Raw genomic sequence first — 25,300 nt, 5'->3', positions numbered from 1 at the left:
GCGGGCGGATACCGCTGCAATGAAAAACGGCGGACCGAAGTCCGCCGTTTCCGTTCACGTCGACGCAGGCGTCATGCCGCTTCCGAGCGCGCGTCCTTGCGTTCGCGGTCGTAGTAGCTGGCCGAACGCAGCTCGTGCGGATCGAAGTCGTCCACGGTGATGGTTTCCAGCGTCAGCGTGCGCAGCTCTTCCAGCAAGGTGCGCTCGTCCTGGGTGATCACGCCCTCGGCCACCGCTTCGTCCAGCTGGGTGGTGAAGTCCAGGGCCTCGATGCCCTTGGTCTTGACCGCCTTGATGAACTTGCGTTCCACCGGCTCGGCCATGATCGCCTTGGACAGGTAGCTGTTGATGCGGCCACCCGGGTTGTTCTCGCACGGGGTCAGGAACACGCCGTTGGCCAGGCGGTCGCGGGCTTCGTTGGGCGCCATCAGCAGCGCGGCGACGCGGTGGCCCAGGCGGTCGCCCGGGGCCTCGGCGCGACGGCCGAACGGGAAGATCAGCAGCCACATCAGCCAGCCGATCGGGCGGATCGGGAAGTTGCGCAGCGCAGCCGACAGCGACTCTTCGATCTTGTGCACGCTGTCATGGAAGGCCCACGCCAGCAGCGGCTGGTCGGTGGCCGGCGCACCTTCGTCGTGGTAACGCTTGAGCATGGCGCTGGTCATGTAGATGTGGCTCAGCACATCGCCCAGGCGGCCGGACAGCGATTCCTTGAACTTCAGCTTGCCGCCCAGCGTCATCATCGAGATGTCGGCCATCAGCGCCAGGTTGGCCGAGTAACGGTCCAGCTTGCGGAAGTAGCGGCGGGTGTAGGCATCGCCCGGGGCGGCACCGAAGCGCGCGCCGGTCAGGCCGAACCAGAACGAACGCACGGCGTTGGAGATGCCGAAGCGGATGTGGCCGAACAGGCTGCGGTCGAATTCCTGCAGGCCGGCGCGGGTGTCCGGATCCTGCGCGGCCTTCATTTCCTTCAGCACCCACGGGTGGCAGAGGATCGCACCTTGGCCGAAGATCAGCAGGCTGCGGGTCATGATGTTGGCGCCTTCGACCGTGATCGCGATCGGTGCGGCCTGCCAGCTGCGGCCGGCGAAGTTGCGCGGTCCCAGGATGATGCCCTTGCCGCCGATCACATCCATCATGTCCGAGATCACTTCGCGGCTCATGGTGGTGCAGTGGTACTTGGCGATGGCCGACGGTACCGACGGCACGTCGCCACGGTCCACGGCGGCGGCGGTGGCCTGGCACAACGCGCTGATCGCGTAAGCCTTGCCGCCGATGCGCGCCAGCGCTTCTTCCACGCCTTCAAAGCGGCCGACCGACAGGCCGAACTGCTTGCGGATGCGTGCATAGGCACCGGTGACCACCGCGCCGGCCTTGGCGCCGCCACTGGCGGTGGAGGGCAGGGTGATCGAGCGGCCCACGGCCAGGCACTCGTTGAGCATGTTCCAGCCCTTGCCGGCCTTCTCGGCGCCGCCGATCAGCTGGGTCAGCGGGATGAACACGTCCTTGCCGCGGATCGGGCCGTTCTGGAAGGTCGAGTTGAGCGGGAAGTGGCGGCGGCCGATTTCCACGCCGGCGGTGTCGCGCGGCAGCAGTGCCAGCGTGATGCCGATGTCGCGGGTGGTGCCGATCAACCCGTCCGGGTCGTACATGCGGAACGCCAGGCCGATCAGCGTGGCCACCGGGGCCAGGGTGATGTAGCGCTTGTCGAAGGTGAGCTTGACGCCGAGCACCTGCTCGCCGTTCCACTCGCCCTTGCAGACGATGCCGTAATCGGGAATGGAGGTCGCGTCCGAGCCGGCGAACGGGCCGGTCAGGCCGAAGCAGGGCACTTCACGGCCATCGGCCAGGCGCGGCAGGTACTGGTCCTTCTGCGCCTGGGTGCCGTAATGGTTGAGCAGTTCGCCCGGGCCCAGCGAGTTGGGCACGCCGACGGTGGAGCTGACCACGCTCGACACCGACGCCAGCTTCTGGATCACCTTGTGGTGCGCCAGCGCGCTGAAGCCCAGGCCGCCGTATTCCTTCGGAATGATCATGCCGAAGAACTTGTTCTTCTTGATGAAGCTCCACAGCTCCGGCGGCAGGTCGGCGTAGACGTGGGTGATTTCCCAGTCGTTGACCATCCTGCACAGCTCTTCGACCGGGCCATCCAGGAAGGCCTGTTCTTCGGCGGTGAGCTGCGGCTTGGGGTAGTTCAGCAGGATGTTCCAGTCCGGGTCGCCGGTGAACAGCTGGCCTTCAAAACCGACCGAGCCGGTTTCCAGGGCGATGCGCTCGGTCTGCGACAGCGGGGGCAGCACCTTGCGGAACACCTTCATCATCGGCGCGGTCAGCAGCGGCTTGCGGATGAAGGGCAGCAGCAGCGGCACGGCGATCACCGCGACGATGGCGGCGGCCACGATCGTGGCGGTCTGGTTGACGTAGGGGATGAACCAGCAGGCGGCCAACAGCGCAACGCTGACGATCGTCCAGGTGATCAGCCGCATGCGGTGGTAGGCGACGATGGCCCCCGCCAGCAGGATGGCCAGGAAGGGAACGACAATGCTCATGAGCGTGCTCCGGTGACGTGCTCGGTAGTGGCGGACTGTGCAACGGCGGAGGCCGAGGGCAACACGTCCAGATAGTCCAACACAGTAGCGGTAAAGGCGCTGTTGTCGTCACCGGCGACCATGTGGGTGGCCTCCGGCAACTGCACGTGGCGCGCGTGCGGCACCAGCGCGAGGAACTCGGCCACCGTCTGCGGGGTGACCAGGGTGCTGCGCCCGCCGCTGACCAGCAGCAGCGGGCATTTCACCTGGCGCGCCGCGTCGGCGAGCGCGTCCTGGTGCTGTTCGCTGTCGCGCGCCAGTTCGGCCACCAGGCGCGGGTCCCAATGCCAGCGCCAGCGGCCGTGGCCATCCTCGCGCAGCAGGGCGCGCAGCGATGCCTCGGACTTGCGCGGGCGATGCGGCATGTACGCCGAGATCACGTCCGCCGCCTGCGACAGCGAAGCGAACCCATCCGGGTGCGCGGACATGAACATCAGGATGCGTTCGACCCCGGCGGTATCCCAGCGCGGGGTGATGTCCACCAGCACCATCGCCGAGAACAGGCCGGGCCAGCGCGATTCGGCGAGCAGGCCGAACAGGCCGCCCATCGACGCGGCGACCAGGATCGGCGGTTGCGGCTGTTCGCCGGCCAGCACGATCAGGTCGTCGGCGAACTGTTCGCCGTGATAGGCCAGAGCGGCAGGATTCCAGTCGGAGTCGCCGTGGCCGCGGGCATCGTAGGCCAGCGTCTGGTAGCCGGCGCCGGCAAGAGTCTGCGCGGCGGCGGTCCATGCGTGCCGGGTCTGGCCGAAGCCGTGGGCGAACAGCACGGTGCCACGGCGCCCGGGGGATGAACGGGTGGCGGCCAGCACGGCATCGTGCGCGCCGGTCAGTCGCTCATCGTCAAATCGGGGCAGGGTAGAAGAAGGAGTGACCATACTCGCTAGTATGGACCGGTGCTGGTCGATGTCAATACTTGGGGGTATGGTGGGCTGATCCCTTGCCCTGACTGGGATAGGGCGGTTGCCGATGCAACCACGTACTGCAACCAACCCCAGCGTATGGTTAAATTACCTCATGAATGAACCTGAAGCTTCCGCCGGCGAGCCACGTGCCGGCCGCAACAGCCGCCTGAGTGCCGAAGACTGGGCCCAAGCCGCACTGGATCTGATTGCCGAGCAGGGCGTCGGCGCGGTCGCGGTCGAACCACTGGCCCGTCGATTGGGAGTGACCAAGGGCAGTTTCTACTGGCACTTTCCGTCGCGCGATGCGCTGCTGCAGGCCGCGCTGGAGCGCTGGGAACTGTTCGAGCAGGAACAGGTGTTCGGCAGCCTGGCCGACGTGACCGACCCGCGTGTGCGCCTGCGCCAGTTGTTCCAGGTGGTGGCCCACGAAGTGCAGCCGCACATCATCTACAGCGAGCTGCTCAAGGCGCTGGATCATCCGATGGTGCGGCCGGTGATCGACCGCGTCTCGCATCGGCGTCTGGAGTACCTGGTGGCATCATTCCGCCAGGCCGGGCTGAGCCGCACCGATGCGCAGCACCGCGCGCGGCTGGCCTATGCCGCCTACGTCGGCTTCCTGCAGCTGTCGCTGCAGCTGCAGCAGCCCAAGCAGGCGCGCGAGGATTTCGAGGCCTACGTCGAGCACGTGATCGAGACGCTGATCCCGGGCTGATCCTGGCCGCGTGTGGAATACCGGAAAGGCCGCGGAAACGCGGCCTTTTTCATGCGCGCAGAGGGCATCCGGCGCCGCAAATGACAACGGCCCCTTTCGGGGCCGTTGCTGCATCAGGTACCGATCAGTGGATCGATCAGAACTTCTGCTTGTACTGCATGTACATGTAGCGGCCCGGCAGGTCGTACTGCGGGTCGAACATGTTGTAGGCCACGACGTACGAGGTCGGCGGCTGCTTGTCCCACAGGTTGTTCACGCCCACGTTGATGGTGCCGTTCCACGGCGTGTTGTAGCGGAACTGGATGTCGTGGTACGTGGTGGCGCCGATGTAGTTGCCCGCTGCTCCGTCGGAGCAGTAGGAGAACGCGACGGGATCTTCATCCGGATCGAAGGGGCATTCTTCCTTCAGGCCCGACTTGTAACGCAGGCCGTAGTTGACGCCGAAGTCCTTGAAGCTCCAGTCGACGTACAGGTTGCCACGGATGCGCCAGTACGGATCCTGGTTCAGGTAGTTGCCCTGACGGCCGTCAACTGCTGCGTCGGCGGTCGCCTTGGTTTCCCACTTGCTCAGGTAGGTCGCATCCAGGTTGATGCTGAACTGGCCGAAGCTGGTTTCCGGCAGACGGTAGGCGATGCCCAGGTCCCAGCCTTCCACGTTGTACGAGGCCAGATTCAGCAGCGGCATGCGCACGTTGGTGATGGCGTAGTTCTGCACCGCGGTGCCGTAGGTCGGGTCGCGGGTGATCAGCGGGCAGTACACGGCCTGCTGCTGCGCCGAACCGGTGTAGCAGTAGTTCACGATGTCCTGGATGTCCGGACGGGTGATCGCGTTTTCAACTTCGATCTGCCACCAGTCCAGGGTCACGTTCAGACCGGACACGAAGCTCGGGCTCCACACCAGGCCCAGCGTCTTGCTGGTCGAGGTTTCCGGCTTCAGGTTGTCGTTGGAGGTCCAGGTGAAGGCTTCCGGACCCTGGCGACCGCCGCTGCCGCCACCCGGCTGCACGAAGTTGCCCGGGACGCCTTCGGCGGCGCAGCGATCGGCGATCGCGCCGGAGCGGCGGCCGCTGTGCAGCGAGCAGGGATCGACGAAGGTTTCGAACGAATCGGCATCGCCTGCGTACAGGTCGTTGATGCTCGGTGCGCGGAAGCCTTCGGAGTAGTTACCACGCAGCATCAGGTCGTCGATCGGCTTCCAGCGGAAGCCAAACTTGTTGTTGGTGGTGTTACCGAAGTTGCTGAACTTCGAATAGCGCGTTGCGGCGCTGAAGTCGAGCAGCTTGGCGCCCGGCAGATCGGCCAGCACCGGGATCGACAGTTCCAGGTAGACCTCGTCCAGGTCGTAGCCGCCCTTGGTCGGCTTGGCGCCGTTGCCGGTGCTGAGGCCCGAGGCGATGAACGCGTCCGGATCGAACTGGCCGCTTTCCTTGCGGTATTCGTAACCGGCAGCGAAGGCCAGGTCACCGGCCGGCAGCGGCACGATGGTGCCGGAGATGTTGGCGTAGTAACCCTTCGAGATCAGGGTCGAGGAGTCGTGCGCAGTGAAGGCGGTGTAGTTGATCGCATCCTGCGAGATCGAGCCTTCGCCACCCAGCGGGTTGACCGGCACGCAGTCCGCGATCACGGCGCCGCCCGGGGCGGTGACGCAGACCGGCTTGCCATCGCGCATTTCCGACGGGCCATAGGCGGCCGCCAGGTTGGCACGGTTGAACAGGCCGTAGGTCAGCACGTTCTCGTCGGTCTTGTCGTAGCGGTAACCGGCATCCCAGTCGAAGGTGCGGTCGGCGAACTCGAAGAAGCCTTCGAAGCCACCGTAGAAGTGCCAGTTCTTGACGTTCTGGTTGAACGAACGGCCGCCGGTTTCGTTGAAGCGGCGGGCAACGCTGGTCAGGTCAACGCCGTACGGGTTGTACATGCTGTTGGCGCTGAGGCGCTGGCCGGTCACCGGCATCGCCGCGAGCAGCTGCTCGGACTTGCGCTCGTTGTACAGCGCTTCGGTCTTGAAGGTGATGTTGTCGGTGAGGTTGTACGAACCGGTCGCGAACAGCGAGGTGCGCTCCTGCGGGGTCAGCAGGTAGTTGTCCGGGGAGGTGTTGTAGCCGTGGATGTCCGAATCGAACAGGGTTTCCACCCCGTTGATGATCACGTAGCGTTCGCCGTTACGGATGTACGAACCCGGCACACCGGTGGTGCTCTGGCCGCTGAAGAACGGCGGGCCGCCGGCGGAGATCGCACGGTCACCGGCCATGACCTTGCCTTCCTTGACGTAGGAAGCGCCCAGCATCAGCGATGCGCGGTCGGTGGTGGTGCCCAGGGTGAAGTCATAGGCGTCGCGCTCGCCGTCGCCCTGGCTGTACTGGCCCTTGTAGACGTTGGCTTCGGCACCATCGAAGTTGTTCTTCAGGATGATGTTGACCACGCCGGCGATGGCGTCCGAACCGTAGATCGTCGAGGCGCCATCCTTCAGGATGTCGATACGCTCGACCATCGCGGTCGGGATGGTGTTCAGGTCGACGCTGCCGGTGATGCCGGTGGTCCAGCGACGGCCGTTGACCAGCACCAGGGTGCGCTCGCTGCCGAGGTTGCGCAGGCTGATGCCCGAGCTGCCGTCGCCGCCGTTGTTGTACGTACGGTTCAGGGCAGCGCCGCTGGCGGAGATGCGCTGCAGGATGTCGGCCACGGAGGTGACGCCCTGCTTGTCGATGTCGGCACGGCTCAGGCTCAGGACCGGCTGCGAGGTCTCGACGTCGGTGCTCTTGATGCGCGAACCGGTGACCGAGATGCGGTCCAGGTTGGTCGGGTTGGCGGCTTCCTGCGCCTGCGCGGTGGAAACAGCGGCGGACGCGATCAGCGCGACCACCACTGCATCACGCAGCGGGTTGGACTTAACGTTCATTTGCTCTCTCTCTCCAAGGGGAATCTTGGGTACATCACTGGGGTGTCTGCCTGTGGCGAAGCGAAAGTGCGCTTCAAAGACCACGAGGCTGACTCGATAGTAACTGCGGATTCCAAAGAATTAAAGTCGCGTTAACAAATGATGTGAACTGCGTGAAGTTTGAAAAGTTTCAGTTAAAACAATGGCTTGGTGAGACAGATCGCAATTCTGGTCCCAATCATTAAGGCTGTGTGATGAAAATTGGGCGACAAATTTGTCACCGAATGTATCAATGTTCCTATTCAGTTCAGATGGGATATGGCATGAATGCGAACGTCTCCCATCGCGCTGCGTCCGCCCGCTCGCCGGGCAGGCCCGACGGGGCGCCGGGCAGGAGGCGCAGGCACAAAAAAACGCGCTGAAGAGCGCGTTTTTTGTTGGGCGATGCCGCCATCCGACGGAATCAGAGATCCTGTTCGTAGCGCACGTAGGGCACGGTGCCCTCTTCGGTGCTCTCGTTGCGCGGCGCGAAGGGGTTCTTGCCGCGGGTAATGACGTTTTCGGCACCGACGGTCAGCTGGCCGCTCCACGGCGTGCGCCAGGTCAGGCCGACGCCCAGCCCTTCCCACTTGCCGGGCTGGCCGGGGACATCGACCACGCGGCCGATGATGTTCCCGCTGAAATTGCCGTAGCCCGCACCGATGGTGAGGCTCTTGCTGTCCCAGCGGTCCACCAGGGCCGGGGACATATCGGACAACGGCACCAGGCGCGCTTTGGCATAGGTGCCGCCAATGGACACGAACCCTTCGCGGCCGATGTTCTTCTGGCCGAATACGGTCAGGTCGTTCTGTTCGGCGCGCATCGCCGGGGACTTGTTCGGCCCGGCCAGCCAGGCCGGCAGGGTGTCGCGGCCGCTGCCGGCGGTGATGCCGAGGCGGCCACCGGGACGGTTGAATGCGGCGGTGCCGGTCACCCGGCGCGACAGCGTGGCGTCGTCATCGTCGCCCAGGCTGGCGAGCATGCAGTGACTGGCCAGCCCGCTGATGCTGGTGCCGCGGCTGCTGTTGCACAGCAGGCCCAGCGAATCGCCCGAGGACAGGCCGAAGGCGGCGTCCAGCGAACTGCGGCCGAAGTGCCAGCGGGCACCCGCGGTCTGTTCCCCGGTCGGTTCCAGGTACAGCAGGGCCTCGACCTTGCCGCTGCCCTTGTTCCAGATCGGCAGCACGGTGCCGTCCTGCTTGCCTTTGGACTGCGCATAGGCGCCCGGGATCGCGGTGAGGGCGATCATCAGGGCCAGCGGTAGACGCAGAAGGGCACGCATGGGAATTCTCAGACAGCGGCAATGAACACAAGTTCCCGCCGAAGCGGGATACCGATCCTAGGGCGTTTATGATTTCTTAACAAGTCTTGGTTCTCCCCAGAACAAAACTCGTACGTCGATTACTGAAGACGTTCAGGTGCCGGCGAGGTGGCAGTCGGCTCGCTGAACAGTATGTCCAATTCCGTCAACGGAAAGTGATATTCCCGTCCACAAAATTCGCATCGGATCTCAACGGCGCCGGTGGGCTCGGCCGCCGCGCGGGCTTCGGTCTCGCCCAGCGAGGTCAGCATGCCCTGCACCCGTTCACGCGAGCACGAACAGTCAAACCGCAGGGGGCGCTGGCCCAGCAGTTCCGGGGCTTCTTCGTGGAACAGGCGATGCACCAGGTCTTCGGCGGCCACCTCCAGCAGTTCCTGCTTGCCCAGGGTCTCAAACAGCGCGCTGGCGCGTGCCCAGCCATCGTCGTCGCCCTGGTCGCCGGGCAGCTTCTGCAGCAGCAGGCCGGCGGCGCGATCGCCATCGGCGGCCAGCAGCAGGCGCGTGGGCAGCTGCTCGGACTGGCGGAAATAGTCCTCGAAGGCCTCGTCCAGGCTGGGCGCGGTCAGGCCGACCAGGCTCTGGTAGCGCTGCGGTTCGCGCGGGTCCAGGCCCGGGTTCTCGATGGTGATGGCCAGCAGGGCGTCATCGCCCAGGGCGGTCAGGTCGCGCGGCGCGTCGCCACCGCCATCGGCCAGCTGCACGATGCCGCGCAGGGTGCCCGCCGCGGTGCATTCGGCGAACAGGGTGCGCATCGCGGTGGTGCTGCGCAGCTGGATCGACAGGCGCCCGTCGACCTTGGTGTGGCCGGTGAACAGCGCCGAGGCGACGCTGGCCTGGCCGAGCAGTTCGGTGGCGTTGGCCGGATAGCTGGACGGGGCGAGGATGTCCTGCCAGGACGCCTGGAGATTGACGTGGACGCCACGCACGCCGGCATCGGGAAGCAGGAAACGGGTCAGGGTGTCGGAGGTGTGGGTCATCGGTTCGAAGGCTGCGCGAAAGGAGGGGCAGTTGCCGGATAATGCGCCGACAACCGTGCAAGCAGAGGATGCACCACTAATGGGGGCAGAGCGCAGCAACCACAAGGCCGACCCGGGCCTGGACCCACCGCGCGCGCGCCGTTGGCGCTGGAAGCGCCTGCTCTGGCTGCCGGTCCTGTTCGTCGCCATCACCGTGGTGCAGGTGGTGCTGCTGCGCTTCCTGGACCCGCCGGTGTCGACGGTGATGATGTGGCGCTACGGCGGGGCATTGGCTGAGCGTGACTGGGACTACCGCCTGCACTACCAGTGGCGCGACCTGGACCAGATGGCGCCGAGCCTGCCGATCTCGCTGGTGGCCGCCGAAGACCAGCGTTTCCCCGACCACAACGGCTTCGACCTGCAGGCGATCGAGAAGGCACGCGATCACAACGCCCGTGGCGGGCGGCTGCGCGGGGCGAGCACGATCAGCCAGCAGGTGGCCAAGAACCTGTTCCTGTGGCAGGGGCGCAGTTGGGTACGCAAGGGCCTGGAGGTCTGGTACACGCTGCTGATCGAAGCGCTCTGGCCGAAATCGCGGATCCTGGAGATGTACGCCAACATCGCCGAGTTCGGTGATGGCATCTACGGTGCGCAGGCGGCATCGCGCCAGTTCTGGAACAAGGACGCCGCCCGCTTGAGCCCGGCCGAGAGCGCACGCCTGGCGGCGGTGCTGCCGGCCCCCCGGCGCTACAACGCGGCCCGCCCCGGTCCCTACGTGCAGCGGCGCGCCGCCTGGATCCAGCGCCAGGCACGCCAGCTGGGCGGGCAGGGCTATCTTGCCGAGGAACCGTGACGGTCCGCGCAGACGGGCGGCCCCGTACAATCGCGGCCATGTCCGCCGATCGCCTTACCCTTGTCATTGCCGCGCACGATGAAGCACAGGCGCTGCCGCTGCTGCACCCGCGCCTGTGCGCCGTGCTCGATGCGCTGGATGGCATCGACGGGCGCATCCTGTATGTGGATGACGGCAGCCAGGATGCGACCTGGGCGGTGATGCAGGGGCTGGCCGCGCAGGACGCGCGGGTCGGTGTGCTGCGGCTGTCGCGCAACTTCGGCAAGGAGGCCGCGTTGACCGCCGGGCTGGACTTCGTGGACGGCGGCGCGGTGATGATCCTCGACGCCGACGGCCAGGATCCGCCGGAGCTGATCCCGACGTTCGTCGCGCTGTGGCGGCAGGGCTACGACAACATCTATGGCACCCGGCTGGCCCGTGAAGGCGAAGGCTGGATCAAGCGCGGGACCGCCGCGGCGTTCTACCGGGTGATCGGCCGGCTGTCCAAGACGCCGATTCCGGCCGATACCGGCGACTTCCGGCTGCTGTCGCCTCGTGCGCTGCAGGCGCTGGGGCAGCTGCGTGAGCGCCACCGGTTCATGAAGGGCCTGTTCGGCTGGGTCGGCTTCCGCCGCAAGGCAGTGCCGTACCACCGCCACGCGCGGCTGGTGGGCGACAGCAAGTTCGGCCTGTGGCGGTTGTGGAACTTCGCGCTGGAGGGCATCACCGGTTTCTCCACCGCGCCGTTGCGGGTGACCACCTACCTGGGCCTGGCGGCGGCGAGCGCGGCTTTCCTGTTCGCGCTGGTGGTGGTGGTCAAGGCGGCGCTGTATGGCGACCGCGTGGCTGGCTGGCCGACCATGATGGCGGTGATCCTGTTCCTTGGCGGCATCCAGCTGATCGCGCTGGGGCTGATCGGCGAGTACCTGGGGCGGCTCTACGAGGAGTCCAAGCAGCGGCCGCTGTACCTGGTTGACACCTGGCAGGCGCCGATCGTGGCAGACTCGGCAGCGCATCCCTTCGGTGGAGAGCAAGGCCATGACCACGGTTCGACAGCTGTTGGAAGGCAAGTCCCCTGAGGTTTTCGCGGTTGCCCCGGATACGGCGGTGATCGACGCGATCCGCCTGATGGCCGAGAAGGGCATCGGCGCGGTGCTGGTGATGGAGGGTCGACGGCTGGTCGGCATCCTGTCCGAGCGCGATTACGCGCGCAAAATCGTGCTGCATGAGCGCTCGTCGCGCACCACCCCGGTCAGCGAGATCATGACCGCCAAGGTGGTCACGGTGGCCCCCGCCGAGCAGGTCGAACACTGCCTGCAGCTGGTCACCGACTACCGCATCCGGCACCTGCCGGTGGTGGACGGCAGCGGCGTGCTCGGCGTGATCTCGATCGGCGATCTGGTCAAGTCGGTGATCGACGAGCAGGCGCAGAAACTGGACCAGCTGCAGCAGTACATCGTCGCCGGCTGAAGCCCCGGGCCGCACTGCCCCGGTGGGTACCGACCGTTGGCCGGTACTCCCGCCGGCCAGCGTCACTTGGCGTAATGCCCACCGCAGTCGCTGTCCTTGCCCGGGCCGGTCTCGATCGTCGCCAGCAGCGCGGCAGGCGGCGTGATGCTGCCCAGCGTCAGGGCGATCGCGCCACGCAGGCCCAGCGCCTTGAAGTCGGGGCGGAACGAGGGATCCTTGAAGGTGCCGCCGATGCGCAGCGGTGAACGCAGCGCCAGGATGCTGATGTCCTTGGGCCGCGGGCGCAGCAGCAGGTCCAGTTGTTCCTGCTTCAGATCGACCGTGCCTTCGCCGACGATCAGGGTGTCGGTAGTATCCAGGGCCAGCGCACGCGAGCGCATCACGCCATTGCCGACGCTGAAATCGCCGAAGCCGCAGCGCAGTGGGATCTGTTTGTCGCCGGTGAACAGGAACTTCAGCGACTCGGCCACGTCCAGCCCGGCCAGTTCCATGATGAGGTTGCCGACATGGCCGCGGCCGATGGCCACGCCCACGTTGCCATCCGAACTGCCGAGCATCGCGGCCACCGAGTTGCCGGTGCCCGCCAGGTCGACGTTGCCGCTGATGCCGCCGGATGCCTGTTCGGCAAGCTTGGCGTCGGGGAACAGGCGGCCGAGCTGGACCTTGCGGATGGTGGCCTGCAGGCGGGTGGCGATGGTGTCCTTGCGCGCGTCCAGGCGGATGGTGCTGCGGATGTCGCCGCCGGCAACGCCGAAGTTCAGCGGTTCCAGCCGCAGCAGGCCGGCATCCAGCTTGAGGTGCGCGTCCATGTCGTCCAGGGGCAGCACGGGCGAGTTGATGCGCTGCGCCTTCCAGCGCACGTCGGCATCCATCGCACGCAGTTTGGTCAGGTTGTAGGGGGTGTCGGGCAGCACTTTGGCACGCACGGCCAGCGCGGCCGCCTTGGCCTTCTGCTCGGCGTTGGCCGATTCGCCTGCACCGGTTTTCGGCGGCGCGCCGATGAAGCCGGCGAGATCATCGAAATCCAGCCGCTTGGAGACCAGGTCGGCTTTCAGGAACGGACGTTCTCCGCCCACCTCGATCTGCGCGGTGCCGCCGAGGTCGCTGTCGCCGGCCGTGCCGGTGAAGTTCTCGTAGCGCCAGGTATCGTTGTTGCGCTTGAGCCGCCCCTTGAGCCGGTACGGCGGGGTGGACGGAATGGCCAGGCCGATCAGCGGGTACAGGTCTTCCATGTCCTGGCCACTGAGCATGAGTTCGAGGTCGAAGGTGCGCAGTGCGAACGGATTGGTCAGCGTGCCGCTGGCGATGGCGTGGGTGCCGCCGGCGCGGCCATCCAGATGGATGCGGAAGGGGTGGGCGCTGTTGGTCAGCTCGAGCGGTGATTCGGTGTTGCCGTCGAGCGAGAACGGGTTGCCCTTCCAGCGGCCCTTGCCCTTCACCAGCAGGGGCGGCGCGCTGTCCTGGCTGCGTGGTTTGCCGCTGTTGAGCGCGACCAGGACATCGGTGCGGCCGGCCGCGTCGAGGAACTGCAGGCGGCCGTCATCAATCAGCAGCCGCTGCAGTTGCGGCGGGTTGCCGGTGGACGGGCCGAGAAAATCCCAGTTGCCGGGGGTGTCTTTGCCGGGCCCGGTTTCCAGCAGCAGGTCGGGCCGGGTCAGGCGCACTTCGGGAATGCGTACCTGCCCGCGCAGGAGCGGCCAGACGCGGACGGCGATCTCGGCGCGGTCGGCGGTGGCCATCTGCGGGGTCTTCGCCCACTCGGCATTGGCGAAGGTGAGGCGGTCGCCGCGGATGACGGTGGTGCGGCCGAGGTCGACGTCGAGGTCGCCATTGATATGGAACGCACGGCCGGTCTTGGCCTGCACCGCGCGTTCGACCGGGCCTTTGAACCAGTTCCAGTCCCACAGTGCGATGAGGATGAGCAGCGCGGCGAACAGGAACAGGAGGATCGCCAGCCAGCGCTGCCCGCGTTTGCCAGGACGGCGCCAGCGCCAACGGCGCGCGGCGGGAGACGGAGCAGGGGAGTCAACGGTATTCACGCGTTCCATCCTTGCCTGTTCATCGTGCAGGCAACGCGAAGCATTGGTAAGGATGGTGTCAGGGTGGGAATGCGCAGGCCGCTGCAACTGCAGTTGCGACTGCAACAGCAACAGCCACAGCCACAGCCACAGCCTTTGTCTGAGAGTGGGCGGAGTGGCGTGGCGCGGGTGGGTTTACGGGACACGCCGTGAATCCGTCCGTGGAGGCTCGTGGGCGCCATCCCTGGCGCCCAACGGTCCCGTAAACCCACCCGCACCACGCCCTGACAGATCCCGGGTGCGCCGGCGAAGTTCAAGGGCGAAGGCTGAAGGGCCAAAGCAACGGCAACGGCCTTTGTCGGGGAGGGGTTGATTGGCGTGGCGCGGGTGGGTTTACGGGACACGGCGTGAATCCGTCCGTAGAGGCTCGTGGGCGCCATCCCTGGCGCCCAACGGTCCCGTAAATCCACCCGCACCACGCCCTGACAGATCCCGGGTGCGCTGGCGAAGTTCAAGGGCAAAAGCCTAAAGGGCCAAAGCAACGGCAACGGCCTTTGTCGGGGAGGGGGTGATTGGCGTGGCGCGGGTGGGTTTACGGGACACGGCGTGAATCCATCCGTGGAGGCTCGTGGGCGCCATCCCTGGCGCCCAACGGTCCCGTAAACCCACCCGCGCCACGCCCTGACAGATGCCGGGTGCGCCGACGAAGTTCAAGGGCAAAGGCTAAAGGGCCAAAGCAACGGCAACGGTCTTTGTCGGGGAGGGGGTGATTGGCGTGGCGCGGGTGGGTTTACGGGACACGGCGTGAATCCATCCGTGGAGGCTCGTGGGCGCCATCCCTGGCGCCCAACGGTCCCCTAAGCCCACCCGCACCACGCGCTGACAGATCCCGGGTGCGCTGGCGAAGTTCAAGGGCAAAGGCTGAAGGGCCAAAGCAACGGCAACGGCCCTTGTCGGGGAGGGGTTGATTGGCGTGGCGCGGGTGCGCTGGCGAAGTTCAAAGGCAAAGAGCCAACGCAGGCGTGGCTGCGCTGGAATCGTGAATGTCGGTGCGGGTCTCAGAGCTGTCGTGCTCTGGCTACCCTGGGCCGCTTCACTGCTCTGCTATGGGCGCCGCTGAACTGTCGGGGGTCGGTGCGGATGGGGTGGCGGGACCGTTGGGCGCCAAGGATGGCGCCCACGAGCCTCCAGGGATGGATTCACGGCGTGTCCCGCCACCCCATCCGCACCGACCCAGCCCGCAGCACCACCGCATCGCCGTTGACGTTGACGTTGACGTAAACGCTACCGAAAAAAGAATCAGAGAATCTGCGCGGTCACTGCGACGAAGTGGCAGACGCTGCCGCCGATGACGAACAGGTGCCAGATCGCGTGGGAGTAGGGGATCGATTCGCGATGGTAGAAGTAGGTGCCCAGCGTGTAGGAAAGGCCGCCGGCCAGCAGCCAGCCCAACGTCCAGCCATCCAGCGAGGCCCACATCGGCTTGATCGCGACCAGCACCATCCACCCCATCGCGATGTAGATCAGCGTGGACAGCAGCTTGAAGCGACCGGTGTAGAACAGTTTGAACACCACGCCGAACAGCGCCAGTGCCCAGATCGCGGTGAACATGCCCCAGCCCCACGGCCCGCGCAGGCCGATCAGGGTAAACGGCGTGTATGTGCCGGCGATCAGCAGGTAGATCGCGCAGTGGTCGAACACCTTCAGCCGGCCTTTGGCGATCGGATGCTGGATCGCGTGGTACAGCGTGGAGGCGGTGTAGAGCAGCAGCAGGGCCACGCCGAACACGATCGCGCTGGCGAGCTGCCAGCCGTCGCCGTAGATGGCGGCCAGGGTGATCAGCACCGCACTGGCGGCGAGCGCAGCTACCGCGCCGAGCCCGTGGGTCAAGGCGCTGGCGATTTCTTCACGTACGGAAACGACAGAGGTCATGGCGATGATCGGGTGTGCGGGGAGGGGGAGCCCGCTCCCCCCTATCATCGCCGCGATGGCGCGCGCTTGCACGCGCGCCTGTTCATCCGTTCGATCAGCCGACCGACACGCTGTGCGCCGCCTCGCGCGTGGCCGCGAAGCGCACGTCCGGCGCACGTTCCTGCGCCAGCTGCAGGTTGACCCGCGTCGGTGCCAGGTACACCAGCTGGCCGGCCGCATCGATGCTGAGGTTGCCCGCGTTCTTCTCGCGGAACTCTTCCAGCTTCTTTTCGTTGCTGCAGGTGACCCAGCGGGCGGTGGTCACGCTGACCGGCTCGAACGTGGCTTCCACGCCGTATTCGTCCTTCAGCCGGTACGCCGCCACGTCGAACTGCAGCACGCCCACCGCGCCCAGGATCAGGTCGTTGCTCATCAACGGCCGGAAGAACTGGGTTGCGCCTTCTTCGGACAGCTGCGCCAGGCCCTTCTGCAGCTGCTTGAGCTTGAGCGGATCGCGCAGGCGCGCGCGGCGGAACAGTTCCGGCGCGAAGTTCGGAATGCCGGTGAAGCTCACCGCTTCGCCTTCGGTGAAGGTATCGCCGATGGAGATCGTGCCGTGGTTGTGGATGCCGATGACATCGCCCGGCCAGGCCTCGGCGGCGATCTCGCGATCGCTGGCCATGAAGGTCAGCGCGTTGGCCAGCTTCATTTCCTTGCCGCTGCGCACGTGGAACGTCTTCATGCCGGCCACGAAACGGCCCGAGCACACCCGCATGAACGCCACGCGGTCGCGGTGCTGCGGGTCCATGTTGGCCTGGATCTTGAACACGAAGCCGGTCAGCTTGTTTTCCTGCGGCGCGATCACCCGGCCGGTGGTGGCGCGTGGCTGCGGCGACGGCGCGTGTTCGACGAAGAAGTCGAGCAGCGGCTGCACGCCGAAGTTGTTCACGCCCGAGCCGAAGAACACCGGGGTCTGCTTGCCGGCCAGGTAGGCCTCCACGTCGAACGGATGGCTGGCGCCCTGCACCAGCTCCAGTTCGTCGCGCAGGTCGGCCAGCATGCGCTCGCCGATCTTCTCGGCCAGACCTGGCGAGTCGATCGACGGGAAGATGGTCGAATCCTGGCGGGTGAAGTTGCGGCCCTGTTCGTACAGGTGCACCTCGCCGCTGATCAGGTGGACCACGCCCTTGAGGCGCTGGCCCATGCCGATCGGCCAGGTGACCGGCGCGCACTGGATGCCGAGCACGCTTTCCACTTCATCCAGCAGATCGATGGGCTCCTTGCCTTCACGATCGAGCTTGTTGATGAAGGTCATGATCGGCGTGTCGCGCAGGCGGCACACTTCCATCAGCTTGATGGTGCGTTCTTCCACGCCCTTGGCCACGTCGATGACCATCAGCGCCGAGTCCACCGCGGTCAGCACGCGGTAGGTGTCCTCGCCGAAGTCGGCGTGGCCGGGGGTGTCGAGCAGGTTGACGATCTTGCCTTCGTACGGGAACTGCATCACCGAGGAGGTGACCGAGATGCCGCGCTCTTTTTCCAGCGCCATCCAGTCCGAGGTCGCATGGCGCGCGGCCTTGCGCCCCTTGACCGAACCGGCCATCTGGATCGCGCCGCCGAACAGCAGCAGCTTTTCGGTCAGCGTGGTCTTGCCGGCGTCAGGGTGGGAAATGATGGCGAAGGTGCGGCGGCGCGCAGCTTCGGTAGCGACTTCGGACATGGCGTGACGCGCCCGCCCGGGGCGCTTTTCAAAGAGATAAGCCGCCGATTATACCGGGCCGCCGGGGTTGGCGGGTCAGGGCGCGGCTGACGCGTCGCCGGGGCTGGTCTCGCGGGCGAAATGCAGCTCGCCCTGGGGCGCCACGATGCGCACCGGGATCGAGCGCAGCTGCATGCCGGTATTGGCCTGGACCACGAAGTGAAGGTGCGGCGCCGTGCTGTAGCCGGTGTTGCCGGACACGCCGATGCGCTGGCCGGCCTCGACCCGCTGGCCGCTGCGGACCAGCACGCCATTGGCCTGCAGGTGGGCGTAGACCGCCATGCTGCCGTCTTCGTGCAGGATCCGGATGAAGTTGGCGCGGTCCCGGTCGCGGGCCGGGTCCTGACCGTTGTCGCGGAAGTTGCCCTGCACCTGCATCACCTTGCCGCCGCGCGCGGCCAGCACCGGCGTGCCCTCGGGCAGGGCGAAATCGACCGCGTCGCGGTTCTCGTCGTCGGTATGGCTGAAACGCCCCTGCGGCGCCTGGGTCACCTGGAAGCGTTTGGCGTCGAACGGCAACTGGTACGCCACGTCCATCGGCCGCGCGGCTGGATCGCCCGGCACCGCGTCCAGCAGCAGGTTCAGCCGCTGGGTGTCCGGCGGCAGCTGCAGCCGCGCCACCACCATGCTGGCCGAGCCGGGCAGGACGGTCTGCATCGGCAGCCCGGGCAACGCCACGGCGCCCGTGTCCTGGCGCAGCGCCACCTGCACCGGGCCGGCCAAGTGGTTGTCGACCCGGGCCTGCCAGCGGCTGGCGCCGCCTTCCAGCTTGACCGATGCCAGCGCGCCGGCGCTGCTGCCCTGGGGCACGCCGACAGGCTGCACCATGCCCCAGCCCGACCGCCAGTCGGGGGGTGCGGCCCAGGCCAGCAGGGGGCTCAGCAACAGCGGGAGCAGCACGATCCGGCGCATGGGGTCGATCCAATGAAGGTGCGCGGACTCTACGCAAAGTGGTCCGTTCAGGAAAGCCGGGCGGCTGATGAGAAAAAACTATATCGCTTCATCCCGATGAAGGGATTGACATGCGCCGGAACGGCTGGCATCGTGGCGTCACCATCGAGACCGGCAGAGGGACAGGCCCTTTGAAGCCGGGGCAGCCCGCAGGCGCGCAAGCGACCTGCGTAGGTGCCAAATCCTGCGGGGACCGTGGCGTCCACCGAAAGATGGTTCGAACCATGCACCGTGCGTGCATCTCGAACGCGAGCTCCGCGAAAGCTCGATGGCCGATTTCCTTCCTGGGATACCGCCATGCCTTTCGCCACCGCTTCAGCGCTCGCCATCGATACCTTCGCCCCTGTCAGCGTGCCCGTCATCGACGGCCGCAATGCCGTGCGCGGCGACATTGCGGCGGTGCTGTCGATGCGCCACGGTGGCGTGCGCCCGGTACGCCTGCGCTACGAACTGGTGGGCCGCGACGATGCGCCGGTGGTGGTGCTGGCCGGTGGCATCTCGGCCCATCGCCACGTGGCCGCCAACGCCGTGTTCCCGGAGAAGGGCTGGGCCGAAGGCCTGGTGGCACCGGGCCGTACGCTGGACCCGGCCACGCAGCGCATCCTTGCGTTCGACTTCATCGGTGCCGACGGGGCGCTGGATCTGCCGATCGACACCGCCGACCAGGCCGATGCGCTGGCGCTGCTGCTCGACCATCTCGGCATCGCGCAGCTGCAGTGCTTCGTCGGCTACTCCTATGGCGCCCTGGTCGGGCAGCAGTTCGCGGTGCGGCACCGGCAGCGCCTGCAGCGGCTGGTTGCGGTGAGCGGCGCGCATCGTCCGCACCCGTACGCCGCGGCGTGGCGCGCGCTGCAGCGCCGTGCGGTCGCACTGGGGCAACTGCAATGCGCCGAAAGCCACGGGCTGTCGCTGGCCAGGCAGTTTGCGATGCTCAGCTACCGCACCCCGGAAGAATTCGGCGAGCGCTTCGACGCCGCACCGGAGGTGGTCAACGGCCGCGTGCGCGTGGCCGCCGAGGACTACCTGGATGCCGCCGGCGCGCAGTACGTGGCCCGCACCCCGGTGAACGCCTACCTGCGCCTGTCCGAATCGATCGACCTGCACCGTGTCGACCCTGCCGCCATCCAGGTGCCAACCGTGGTGGTCGCCGTCGAAGGCGACCGGCTGGTGCCGCTGGCCGACTGCGTCGGCCTGGTTGAAGGGCTGGGCCCGCGCGGCAGTCTGCGCGTGCTGCGCTCGCCCTACGGTCACGACGCCTTCCTCAAAGAAACCGATCGCATCGACGCGATCCTCGCCAACGCCATCCGTTCCCCGGGAGAAACCGCATGAGCCTGTCCGCTGGTACCGAACCGTCCTGTAGCCGCGTCACCGCCGCCGTGCGCGCCGGCATCGACCGCGATACCGCCCACGGCGCGGTTACCCCGCCGATCGTGTTGTCCTCGAACTTCAGCTTCGACGGCTTCGGCAACAAGCGCCAATACGATTACACCCGCAGCGGCAATCCGACCCGCGACCTGCTGGGCGAGGCGCTGGCCGAACTGGAAGGCGGCGCGGGGGGCGTGATCACCTCCACCGGCATGGGCGCGATCAACCTGGTGCTGAACGCGCTGCTGCAGCCCGGCGATACCCTGGTGGTGCCGCACGATGCCTACGGCGGCAGCTGGCGCCTGTTCAATGCCTTGGCGAAGAAGGGCCACTTCGGCCTGATCACCGCCGACCTGACCGACCCGCGCTCGCTGGCCGACGCGCTGGCACAGTCGCCGACGCTGGTGCTGATCGAAACCCCGTCCAATCCGCTGCTGCGCATCACCGATCTGCGCTTCGTCATCGACGCCGCCCACAAGGCCGGTGCCAAGGTGGTGGTGGACAACACCTTCCTCTCGCCAGCGTTGCAGCAGCCGATCGCGTTCGGCGCCGACCTGGTGCTGCACTCGACCACCAAGTACATCAACGGCCACAGCGACGTGGTCGGCGGCGCAGTGATCGCCCGCGATCCGGCCGTGCACGAGCAGCTGGTGTGGTGGGCCAACGCGCTGGGCCTGACCGGCTCGCCGTTCGATGCCTTCCTGACCCTGCGCGGGCTGCGCACGCTGGGCGCACGCCTGCGCGCGCACCAGGAGAACACCGCTGCGGTGGTGGAACTGCTGGCCGCCAGCGATGCGGTCGCCCAGGTCTATTACCCGGGGCTGGCCGACCATCCGGGGCACGCGATCGCCGCGCGCCAGCAGAGCGGCTTCGGCGCGATGCTGTCCTTCGAGCTGGCCTCCTGTCCGGGCGATGATCCGCACGCGGCCGTGCGCGCCTTCGTCGATGGCCTGCGCTGTTTCACCCTGGCCGAATCGCTGGGCGGTGTTGAAAGCCTGGTCGCCCATCCGGCCACCATGACCCATGCCGCGATGACGCCGGAGGCACGTGCGCATGCCGGGATCAGCGAGGGTCTGCTGCGCCTGTCGGTGGGCATCGAGTCGCCCGAGGACCTGGTGGCCGACCTGCAGGCCGGGCTGGAACGCGCGCAGGCGGTGATCGACCTGCAGGCCCGGACGGCGCGCCGCAAACAGGTGGATGCATGAGCGCGGTCCTGACCTTGGCCCCGGCACCGGCGCGGCGCCTGGCGCTGCTCGGCACCGGCACCGTCGGCACCGCGTTCGTGCAGCGCTACCAGTCGCTGCTGGCGCGCGGCGTGGCACTGCCGCAGTTTTCCTGGCTGGCCAATTCGCGTACCGCGCGCGTCTGCGGGCACGCGCCGGAGCAGGAGCTGCAGTTGGCCAACCTGGCTGCCCGTACCACGCCGGCGTTGCAGCCCTGGGCGGAAGCAGAAGGCCTGCAGCGCGGCGATGTGGTGGTGGATGCCACCGCCAGCGATGAGGTGGCCAACTGGCATGAGCAGTGGCTCGCCCGCGGCGTGCATGTAGTGACCGCCAACAAGCTCGGCCAGGGCGCGCAGCTCGCACGGGCGCAGGCCATCGCCGACAGCCGCCAGGGCAGCGATGCGCAGTACGGCGACAGCGCCACCGTTGGCGCGGGCCTGCCGCTGCTGAGCAGCCTGCGCGCGCTGGTGGCCGGGGGCGACCGCATCCACCGCGTGGAAGGCGTGCTGTCCGGATCGCTGGCCTGGCTGTTCCATCACTACGATGGCCAACGCGCGTTCTCTGATTGGGTGCGCGAGGCCGCCGGGGCCGGGTACACCGAGCCGGACCCGCGCGTTGACCTGTCCGGTGAGGACGTACGCCGCAAGCTGCTGATCCTGGCCCGTGCCAGTGGCATCGCACTGCGTGCCGAGCAGGTACGCGTGGCCTCGCTGGTGCCGAACGCGCTGGCCGCGCTGCCGGCCGACGCGGCGCTGGGGGCGTTGTCGCAGCTTGATGCGCCGCTGCTGGAGTACTGGCACCAGGCGCAGACGAAGGGCGGCTGCCTGCGCTTCGTCGGTGGCTTCGACCACGACGGCGCATCGGTGGGCCTGCGCATCCTGCCGCTCGACCACCCGTTGGCCGGCGGGGCGCAGACCGACAACCGGGTCGCGATCCACAGCGACCGCTATCAGCAGCAGCCGCTGCTGATCCAGGGCCCGGGTGCGGGGGCCGGCGTCACCGCGGCGGCGCTGCTTGACGACGTGCTGGCGATCGTACGGCGTTGAAGGATGCCCGCGTGCCGATTATTGCCACGCGTTGCGTGGCCAGCCGACCAGCGGTCGGCTCTACCTGTGCCGTGCCGATCATTGCCACGCTTTGCGTGGCCAGCCGACCAACGGTCGGCTCTACCTGTGCCGGGCTGATCATTGCCACGCTTTGCGTGGCCAGGCGACCAACGGTCGGCCGGCGCTGGACGATGCCCGGTAGAGCCGACCGTTGGTCGGCTGCTTTGTTGCCGTGCCGATTATTGCCACGCGTTGCGTGGTCAGGCGACCAACGGTCGGCCGGCGTTGGACGATGCCCGGTAGAGCCGACCGTTGGTCGGCTGCTTTGCTGCCGTGCCGATTATTGCCACGCTTTGCGTGGCCAGCCGACCAACGGTCGGCTCTACCTGCGGCGGGCTGATCATTGCCACGCTTTGCGTGGCCAGCCGACCAACGGTCGGCTCTACCTGTGCCGGGCTGATCATTGCCGTGGCCAGGCGGCAAACGGTCGGCGCTACCGGGGGTTTTGCAGGGCGTTCAACAAGGCGGTGTTGAACCGTTCGGGGTCCTGCACCTGTGGCGAATGGCCGAGGTCGTCGAAGGTCACCAGCGTCGCGCCGGGGATCGCAGCGGCGGCTGCCTTGCCCAGCGCCGGGTAGTCGCCCAGGGTGGCCTTCAACGCCGGCGGTGCGAGGTCCCGGCCGATCGCGGTGCGGTCGGTCTGGCCGATGAACAGCGTGGTCGGGACGGTGATGCGCGGCAGTTCGTAGACCACCGGCTGGTTGAACACCATGTCCGAGGTGAGCGCCTGGCTCCAGGCCACCGCTTCCTTCCCCGCGCCGTCATACATGCGCGACTGCATGCGCACCCACTGCTCGTACTGCGGCTTCCACTGCCCGTTGTAGTACACCTCCAGCTGGTACGCCCTGATGCTGTCGAAGCTGGTCTTCAGTTCGTTGGCATACCACGCATCCACACTGCGCCACGGCACGCCTTTGGCCTTCCAGTCTTCCAGTCCGATTGGATTGACCAGCGCAAGGTGGCGCAGCTGCTGCGGATACATCAGGGCATAGCGCGCGGCGAGCATGCCGCCCATCGAATGGCCAACCAGATCCACCTTGGCCGCGTCCAGGCCGAGGTGGGCCAGCAGCGCGTGGGTGTTGGCGGCGAGCTGTCCGAACGAGTACTGGTAGCGCTCGGGCTTGCTGGATTTGCAGAAGCCGATCTGGTCCGGTGCGATCACCCGGTAGCCGGCGGCGGTGAGCGCGGCGATGCTGTCTTTCCAGGTTGCCGCGCAGAAGTTCTTGCCGTGCAGCAGCACCACCGTACCGGCGAACGCGGTGCCTGCCGGTGGGACATCCAGATAGGCCATCTCCAGCGGCTGACGTTGCGATCCGAGCGGGAATATCTTCACCGGATACGGGTAGTCGAAGCCTTCCAGCCGCGGGCCATAGGTATCGGCGGCGAGGGTGGTCAGCGGAAGGCAGGCGAGCAGGGCGGCGGCCAGGATGCGCATGGCGGTCTCCGGAAGGGGAACCCGGACTCTACCGGAGGTGCCGCGCACGTGCCGCAACACCATGACCGGTAGAGCCGACCGCTGGTCGGCTGGCGCGGATCAACACTCGATGACGTTGACCGCCAGGCCGCCGCGGCTGGTTTCCTTGTACTTGTCCTGCATGTCGCGGCCGGTGTCGCGCATGGTCTTGATGACCTTGTCCAGCGATACCTTGTGCTTGCCGTCGCCGCGCATGGCCATGCGGCTGGCGTTGATCGCCTTGACCGCGCCCATCGCGTTGCGTTCGATGCAGGGGATCTGCACCAGGCCACCGATCGGGTCGCAGGTCAGGCCGAGGTTGTGCTCCATGCCGATTTCGGCGGCATTCTCGATCTGGCTGGGGTTGCCGCCGAGCGCGGCAACCAGGCCGCCGGCCGCCATCGAGCAGGCCACGCCCACTTCGCCCTGGCAACCGACCTCGGCGCCGGAGATGGAGGCGTTTTCCTTGTACAGAATGCCGATTGCCGCGGAGGTCAGCAGGAAGTCGAACACGCGCTGCTCGTTGGCGCCCGGGCAGAACCGGTCGAAGTAGTGCAGCACCGCGGGCAGCACACCGGCGGCACCGTTGGTCGGCGCGGTGACCACACGGCCACCGGCGGCGTTTTCCTCGTTGACGGCCAGGGCGTACAGGTTGACCCAGTCCAGCGTGGTCAGCGGGTCGCGCATGGCGGCTTCGGGCTTGGACGACAGCTCGCGGTACAGCGCCGGTGCGCGGCGCGAGACGTGCAGGCCGCCGGGCAGCGTGCCTTCCTGGCGGATGCCGCGTGCCACGCAGCTCTGCATGGCGTTCCAGATCTCGCGCAGCTGTTCGCGGATCTCGTCTTCGGTGCGCCAGCACTTCTCGTTCTCGAACATCATCTGGGCGATGCTCAGGCCACTGCGCGCGGTCTGCGCCAGCAGCTCATCGCCGCTCTTGAACGGATACGGCAGCGGGGTTTCATCGGGCACGATGCGGTCGTCGGCGGCATCGTCCTGGTTGACCACGAAGCCACCGCCCACCGAGTAATAGTCGCGGGTGGCGATGACCTGCTCCTGCGCGTCGTACGCGGTGAAGCGCATGCCGTTGGTGTGGTAGGGCAGCTTCTGGCGCTTGTTCAGGCCCAGGTCGCGCTTTTCGTCGAACACGATCTCGTGCTGGCCCATCAGCTTCAGGCGCTTGGTGGTGCGGATGCGCTCCAGCGTCTCCGGAATGATGTCCGGATCGATCAGGTTCGGGCGCTGGCCTTCCAGCCCGAGCAGCACCGCCTTGTCGGTGCCGTGGCCGCGGCCGGTGAGGGCCAGCGAACCGTAGACGTCGGCGCGGATGCGCACCACGTCCTGCAGATGCCCTGGATCGAGCAGCCAGCGGTGCACGAAACGCTCGGCAGCCTTCATCGGTCCTACGGTATGCGAGGAACTCGGGCCAATGCCGATCTTGAACACATCGAACGTGCTGACTGCCATGATTGCCAAACTGCGGGTATCGGATGGAGCGCTATTCTATGCTGTCGCGGGCGCCAGCCATGATTGCGGCGCAACATTTCCCAAGGCGGGTGGGCCGGTGTTTACCTTGTTCCAGCGTGATGACTGCCAGTTGTGCGACCAGGCCCTGGCGGTGCTGGCGCAGGCCCGTGTGAACGGCCTGGACAGCGTGTTCATCGACGACGACGCGGCGCTGGAGGCCCGCTATGGCATCCGGGTGCCGGTGGTGCGCGATGCACAGGGCCGCGAGCTGGACTGGCCGTTCGATGTGGCGGCCGTGCGGGCCTGGATGGGCTGACACCTGTGGCGGTGGGCCGATCCGGCGGCGCCGGCC

The 25,300-nt window shown here is 67.0% G+C and carries 19 protein-coding genes and 1 riboswitch; of the genes, 8 read left to right on the top strand and 11 right to left on the bottom strand.

What is annotated here, in order from left to right; translation table 11 throughout:
* Positions 1–71: 71 nt before the first annotated feature.
* A complete protein-coding gene (locus ACLB90_RS04670) occupies positions 72–2,549 on the bottom strand; it encodes an acyl-CoA dehydrogenase (protein WP_411851836.1) in 2,478 nt (825 codons plus the stop codon).
* The gene (locus ACLB90_RS04665) at positions 2,546–3,466 is read right to left on the bottom strand and encodes an alpha/beta fold hydrolase (protein ID WP_411851835.1); all 921 of its coding nucleotides are present in this window, start codon (positions 3,464–3,466) and stop codon (positions 2,546–2,548) included. The genes ACLB90_RS04670 and ACLB90_RS04665 overlap by 4 nt, the downstream gene beginning before the upstream one ends.
* Positions 3,467–3,605: 139 nt before the next feature.
* On the opposite strand from ACLB90_RS04665, the gene ACLB90_RS04660 reads away from it, so the two are divergent.
* The gene (locus ACLB90_RS04660; protein WP_017354611.1) at positions 3,606–4,205 is read left to right on the top strand and encodes a TetR/AcrR family transcriptional regulator; all 600 of its coding nucleotides are present in this window, start codon (positions 3,606–3,608) and stop codon (positions 4,203–4,205) included.
* Between the two features lie 136 nt (positions 4,206–4,341).
* On the opposite strand, the gene ACLB90_RS04655 is transcribed toward ACLB90_RS04660, so the two are convergent.
* The 3 genes from ACLB90_RS04655 to ACLB90_RS04645 form a co-directional block, all read right to left on the bottom strand.
* The gene (locus tag ACLB90_RS04655; RefSeq protein ID WP_411851834.1) at positions 4,342–7,101 is read right to left on the bottom strand and encodes a TonB-dependent receptor; all 2,760 of its coding nucleotides are present in this window, start codon (positions 7,099–7,101) and stop codon (positions 4,342–4,344) included.
* 442 nt (positions 7,102–7,543) lie between these two features.
* The gene (locus ACLB90_RS04650) at positions 7,544–8,368 is read right to left on the bottom strand and encodes a hypothetical protein (protein WP_411852697.1); all 825 of its coding nucleotides are present in this window, start codon (positions 8,366–8,368) and stop codon (positions 7,544–7,546) included.
* Between the two features lie 152 nt (positions 8,369–8,520).
* Positions 8,521–9,417: an Hsp33 family molecular chaperone HslO gene (locus ACLB90_RS04645; RefSeq protein ID WP_411851833.1), complete on the bottom strand. Its 897-nt coding sequence runs from the start codon at positions 9,415–9,417 to the stop codon at positions 8,521–8,523.
* A gap of 79 nt (positions 9,418–9,496) precedes the next feature.
* Here ACLB90_RS04645 and mtgA point away from each other — a divergent pair, with 79 nt between their 5' ends.
* The 3 genes from mtgA to ACLB90_RS04630 are packed head-to-tail and all read left to right on the top strand — an operon-like array spanning position 9,497 to position 11,698.
* Positions 9,497–10,249 (top strand): monofunctional biosynthetic peptidoglycan transglycosylase, encoded by a 753-nt coding sequence (gene mtgA / locus ACLB90_RS04640; RefSeq protein WP_411851832.1) that lies wholly within the window; start codon positions 9,497–9,499, stop codon positions 10,247–10,249.
* Positions 10,250–10,287: 38 nt separating this feature from the next.
* The gene (locus ACLB90_RS04635) at positions 10,288–11,307 is read left to right on the top strand and encodes a glycosyltransferase family 2 protein (RefSeq protein WP_411851831.1); all 1,020 of its coding nucleotides are present in this window, start codon (positions 10,288–10,290) and stop codon (positions 11,305–11,307) included.
* Complete coding sequence (locus ACLB90_RS04630; RefSeq protein ID WP_411851830.1) at positions 11,267–11,698, top strand: CBS domain-containing protein; 432 nt, start codon at positions 11,267–11,269, stop codon at positions 11,696–11,698. The genes ACLB90_RS04635 and ACLB90_RS04630 overlap by 41 nt, the downstream gene beginning before the upstream one ends.
* A 62-nt stretch (positions 11,699–11,760) precedes the next feature.
* On the opposite strand, the gene ACLB90_RS04625 is transcribed toward ACLB90_RS04630, so the two are convergent.
* The 4 genes from ACLB90_RS04625 to ACLB90_RS04610 all read right to left on the bottom strand — a co-directional run bounded on the left by ACLB90_RS04625 (position 11,761) and on the right by ACLB90_RS04610 (position 18,298).
* A complete protein-coding gene (locus ACLB90_RS04625; protein ID WP_411851829.1) occupies positions 11,761–13,746 on the bottom strand; it encodes an AsmA family protein in 1,986 nt (661 codons plus the stop codon).
* 1,269 nt (positions 13,747–15,015) lie between these two features.
* Positions 15,016–15,648 (bottom strand): PAQR family membrane homeostasis protein TrhA, encoded by a 633-nt coding sequence (trhA, locus tag ACLB90_RS04620; RefSeq protein WP_411851828.1) that lies wholly within the window; start codon positions 15,646–15,648, stop codon positions 15,016–15,018.
* Positions 15,649–15,742: 94 nt separating this feature from the next.
* The gene (locus tag ACLB90_RS04615; protein WP_411851827.1) at positions 15,743–17,347 is read right to left on the bottom strand and encodes a peptide chain release factor 3; all 1,605 of its coding nucleotides are present in this window, start codon (positions 17,345–17,347) and stop codon (positions 15,743–15,745) included.
* A gap of 75 nt (positions 17,348–17,422) precedes the next feature.
* Positions 17,423–18,298, bottom strand: coding sequence for a M23 family metallopeptidase (locus tag ACLB90_RS04610; RefSeq protein WP_411851826.1), 876 nt, complete (start codon positions 18,296–18,298; stop codon positions 17,423–17,425).
* A gap of 138 nt (positions 18,299–18,436) precedes the next feature.
* A riboswitch (SAM riboswitch) is annotated at positions 18,437–18,556 on the top strand.
* Positions 18,557–18,634: 78 nt separating this feature from the next.
* Here ACLB90_RS04610 and metX point away from each other — a divergent pair.
* Genes metX through ACLB90_RS04595 form a run of 3 tightly spaced genes read left to right on the top strand, consistent with a single transcriptional unit; the run spans position 18,635 to position 21,971 of the window.
* Complete coding sequence (gene metX, locus ACLB90_RS04605; protein ID WP_411851825.1) at positions 18,635–19,666, top strand: homoserine O-succinyltransferase MetX; 1,032 nt, start codon at positions 18,635–18,637, stop codon at positions 19,664–19,666.
* On the top strand, positions 19,663–20,907 hold the full coding sequence (locus tag ACLB90_RS04600; RefSeq protein WP_411851824.1) for an O-succinylhomoserine (thiol)-lyase: 1,245 nt from the start codon (positions 19,663–19,665) through the stop codon (positions 20,905–20,907). The genes metX and ACLB90_RS04600 overlap by 4 nt, the downstream gene beginning before the upstream one ends.
* Positions 20,904–21,971, top strand: a complete 1,068-nt coding sequence (locus ACLB90_RS04595) for a homoserine dehydrogenase (protein ID WP_411851823.1) — start codon at positions 20,904–20,906, stop codon at positions 21,969–21,971. The genes ACLB90_RS04600 and ACLB90_RS04595 overlap by 4 nt, the downstream gene beginning before the upstream one ends.
* A gap of 493 nt (positions 21,972–22,464) precedes the next feature.
* Here the strand turns inward: ACLB90_RS04595 and ACLB90_RS04590 are convergent, their stop codons facing one another.
* Positions 22,465–23,466: an alpha/beta fold hydrolase gene (locus ACLB90_RS04590; protein ID WP_411851822.1), complete on the bottom strand. Its 1,002-nt coding sequence runs from the start codon at positions 23,464–23,466 to the stop codon at positions 22,465–22,467.
* 99 nt (positions 23,467–23,565) lie between these two features.
* Positions 23,566–24,948 carry an L-serine ammonia-lyase gene (locus ACLB90_RS04585; protein WP_411851821.1) on the bottom strand — a complete coding sequence of 461 codons (1,383 nt, stop codon included), beginning with the start codon at positions 24,946–24,948 and terminating at the stop codon, positions 23,566–23,568.
* Between the two features lie 97 nt (positions 24,949–25,045).
* Between ACLB90_RS04585 and ACLB90_RS04580 the strand changes: the two genes are divergently transcribed.
* Positions 25,046–25,264, top strand: a complete 219-nt coding sequence (locus ACLB90_RS04580; protein WP_411851820.1) for a glutaredoxin family protein — start codon at positions 25,046–25,048, stop codon at positions 25,262–25,264.
* Positions 25,265–25,300 lie beyond the last annotated feature (36 nt).

The organism is Stenotrophomonas sp. LGBM10 (assembly GCF_046736075.1).
GTDB lineage: Bacteria > Pseudomonadota > Gammaproteobacteria > Xanthomonadales > Xanthomonadaceae > Stenotrophomonas.
Note: the sequence above shows the minus strand (reverse complement) of the source record. Positions and strands in the feature narration are given on the sequence as shown.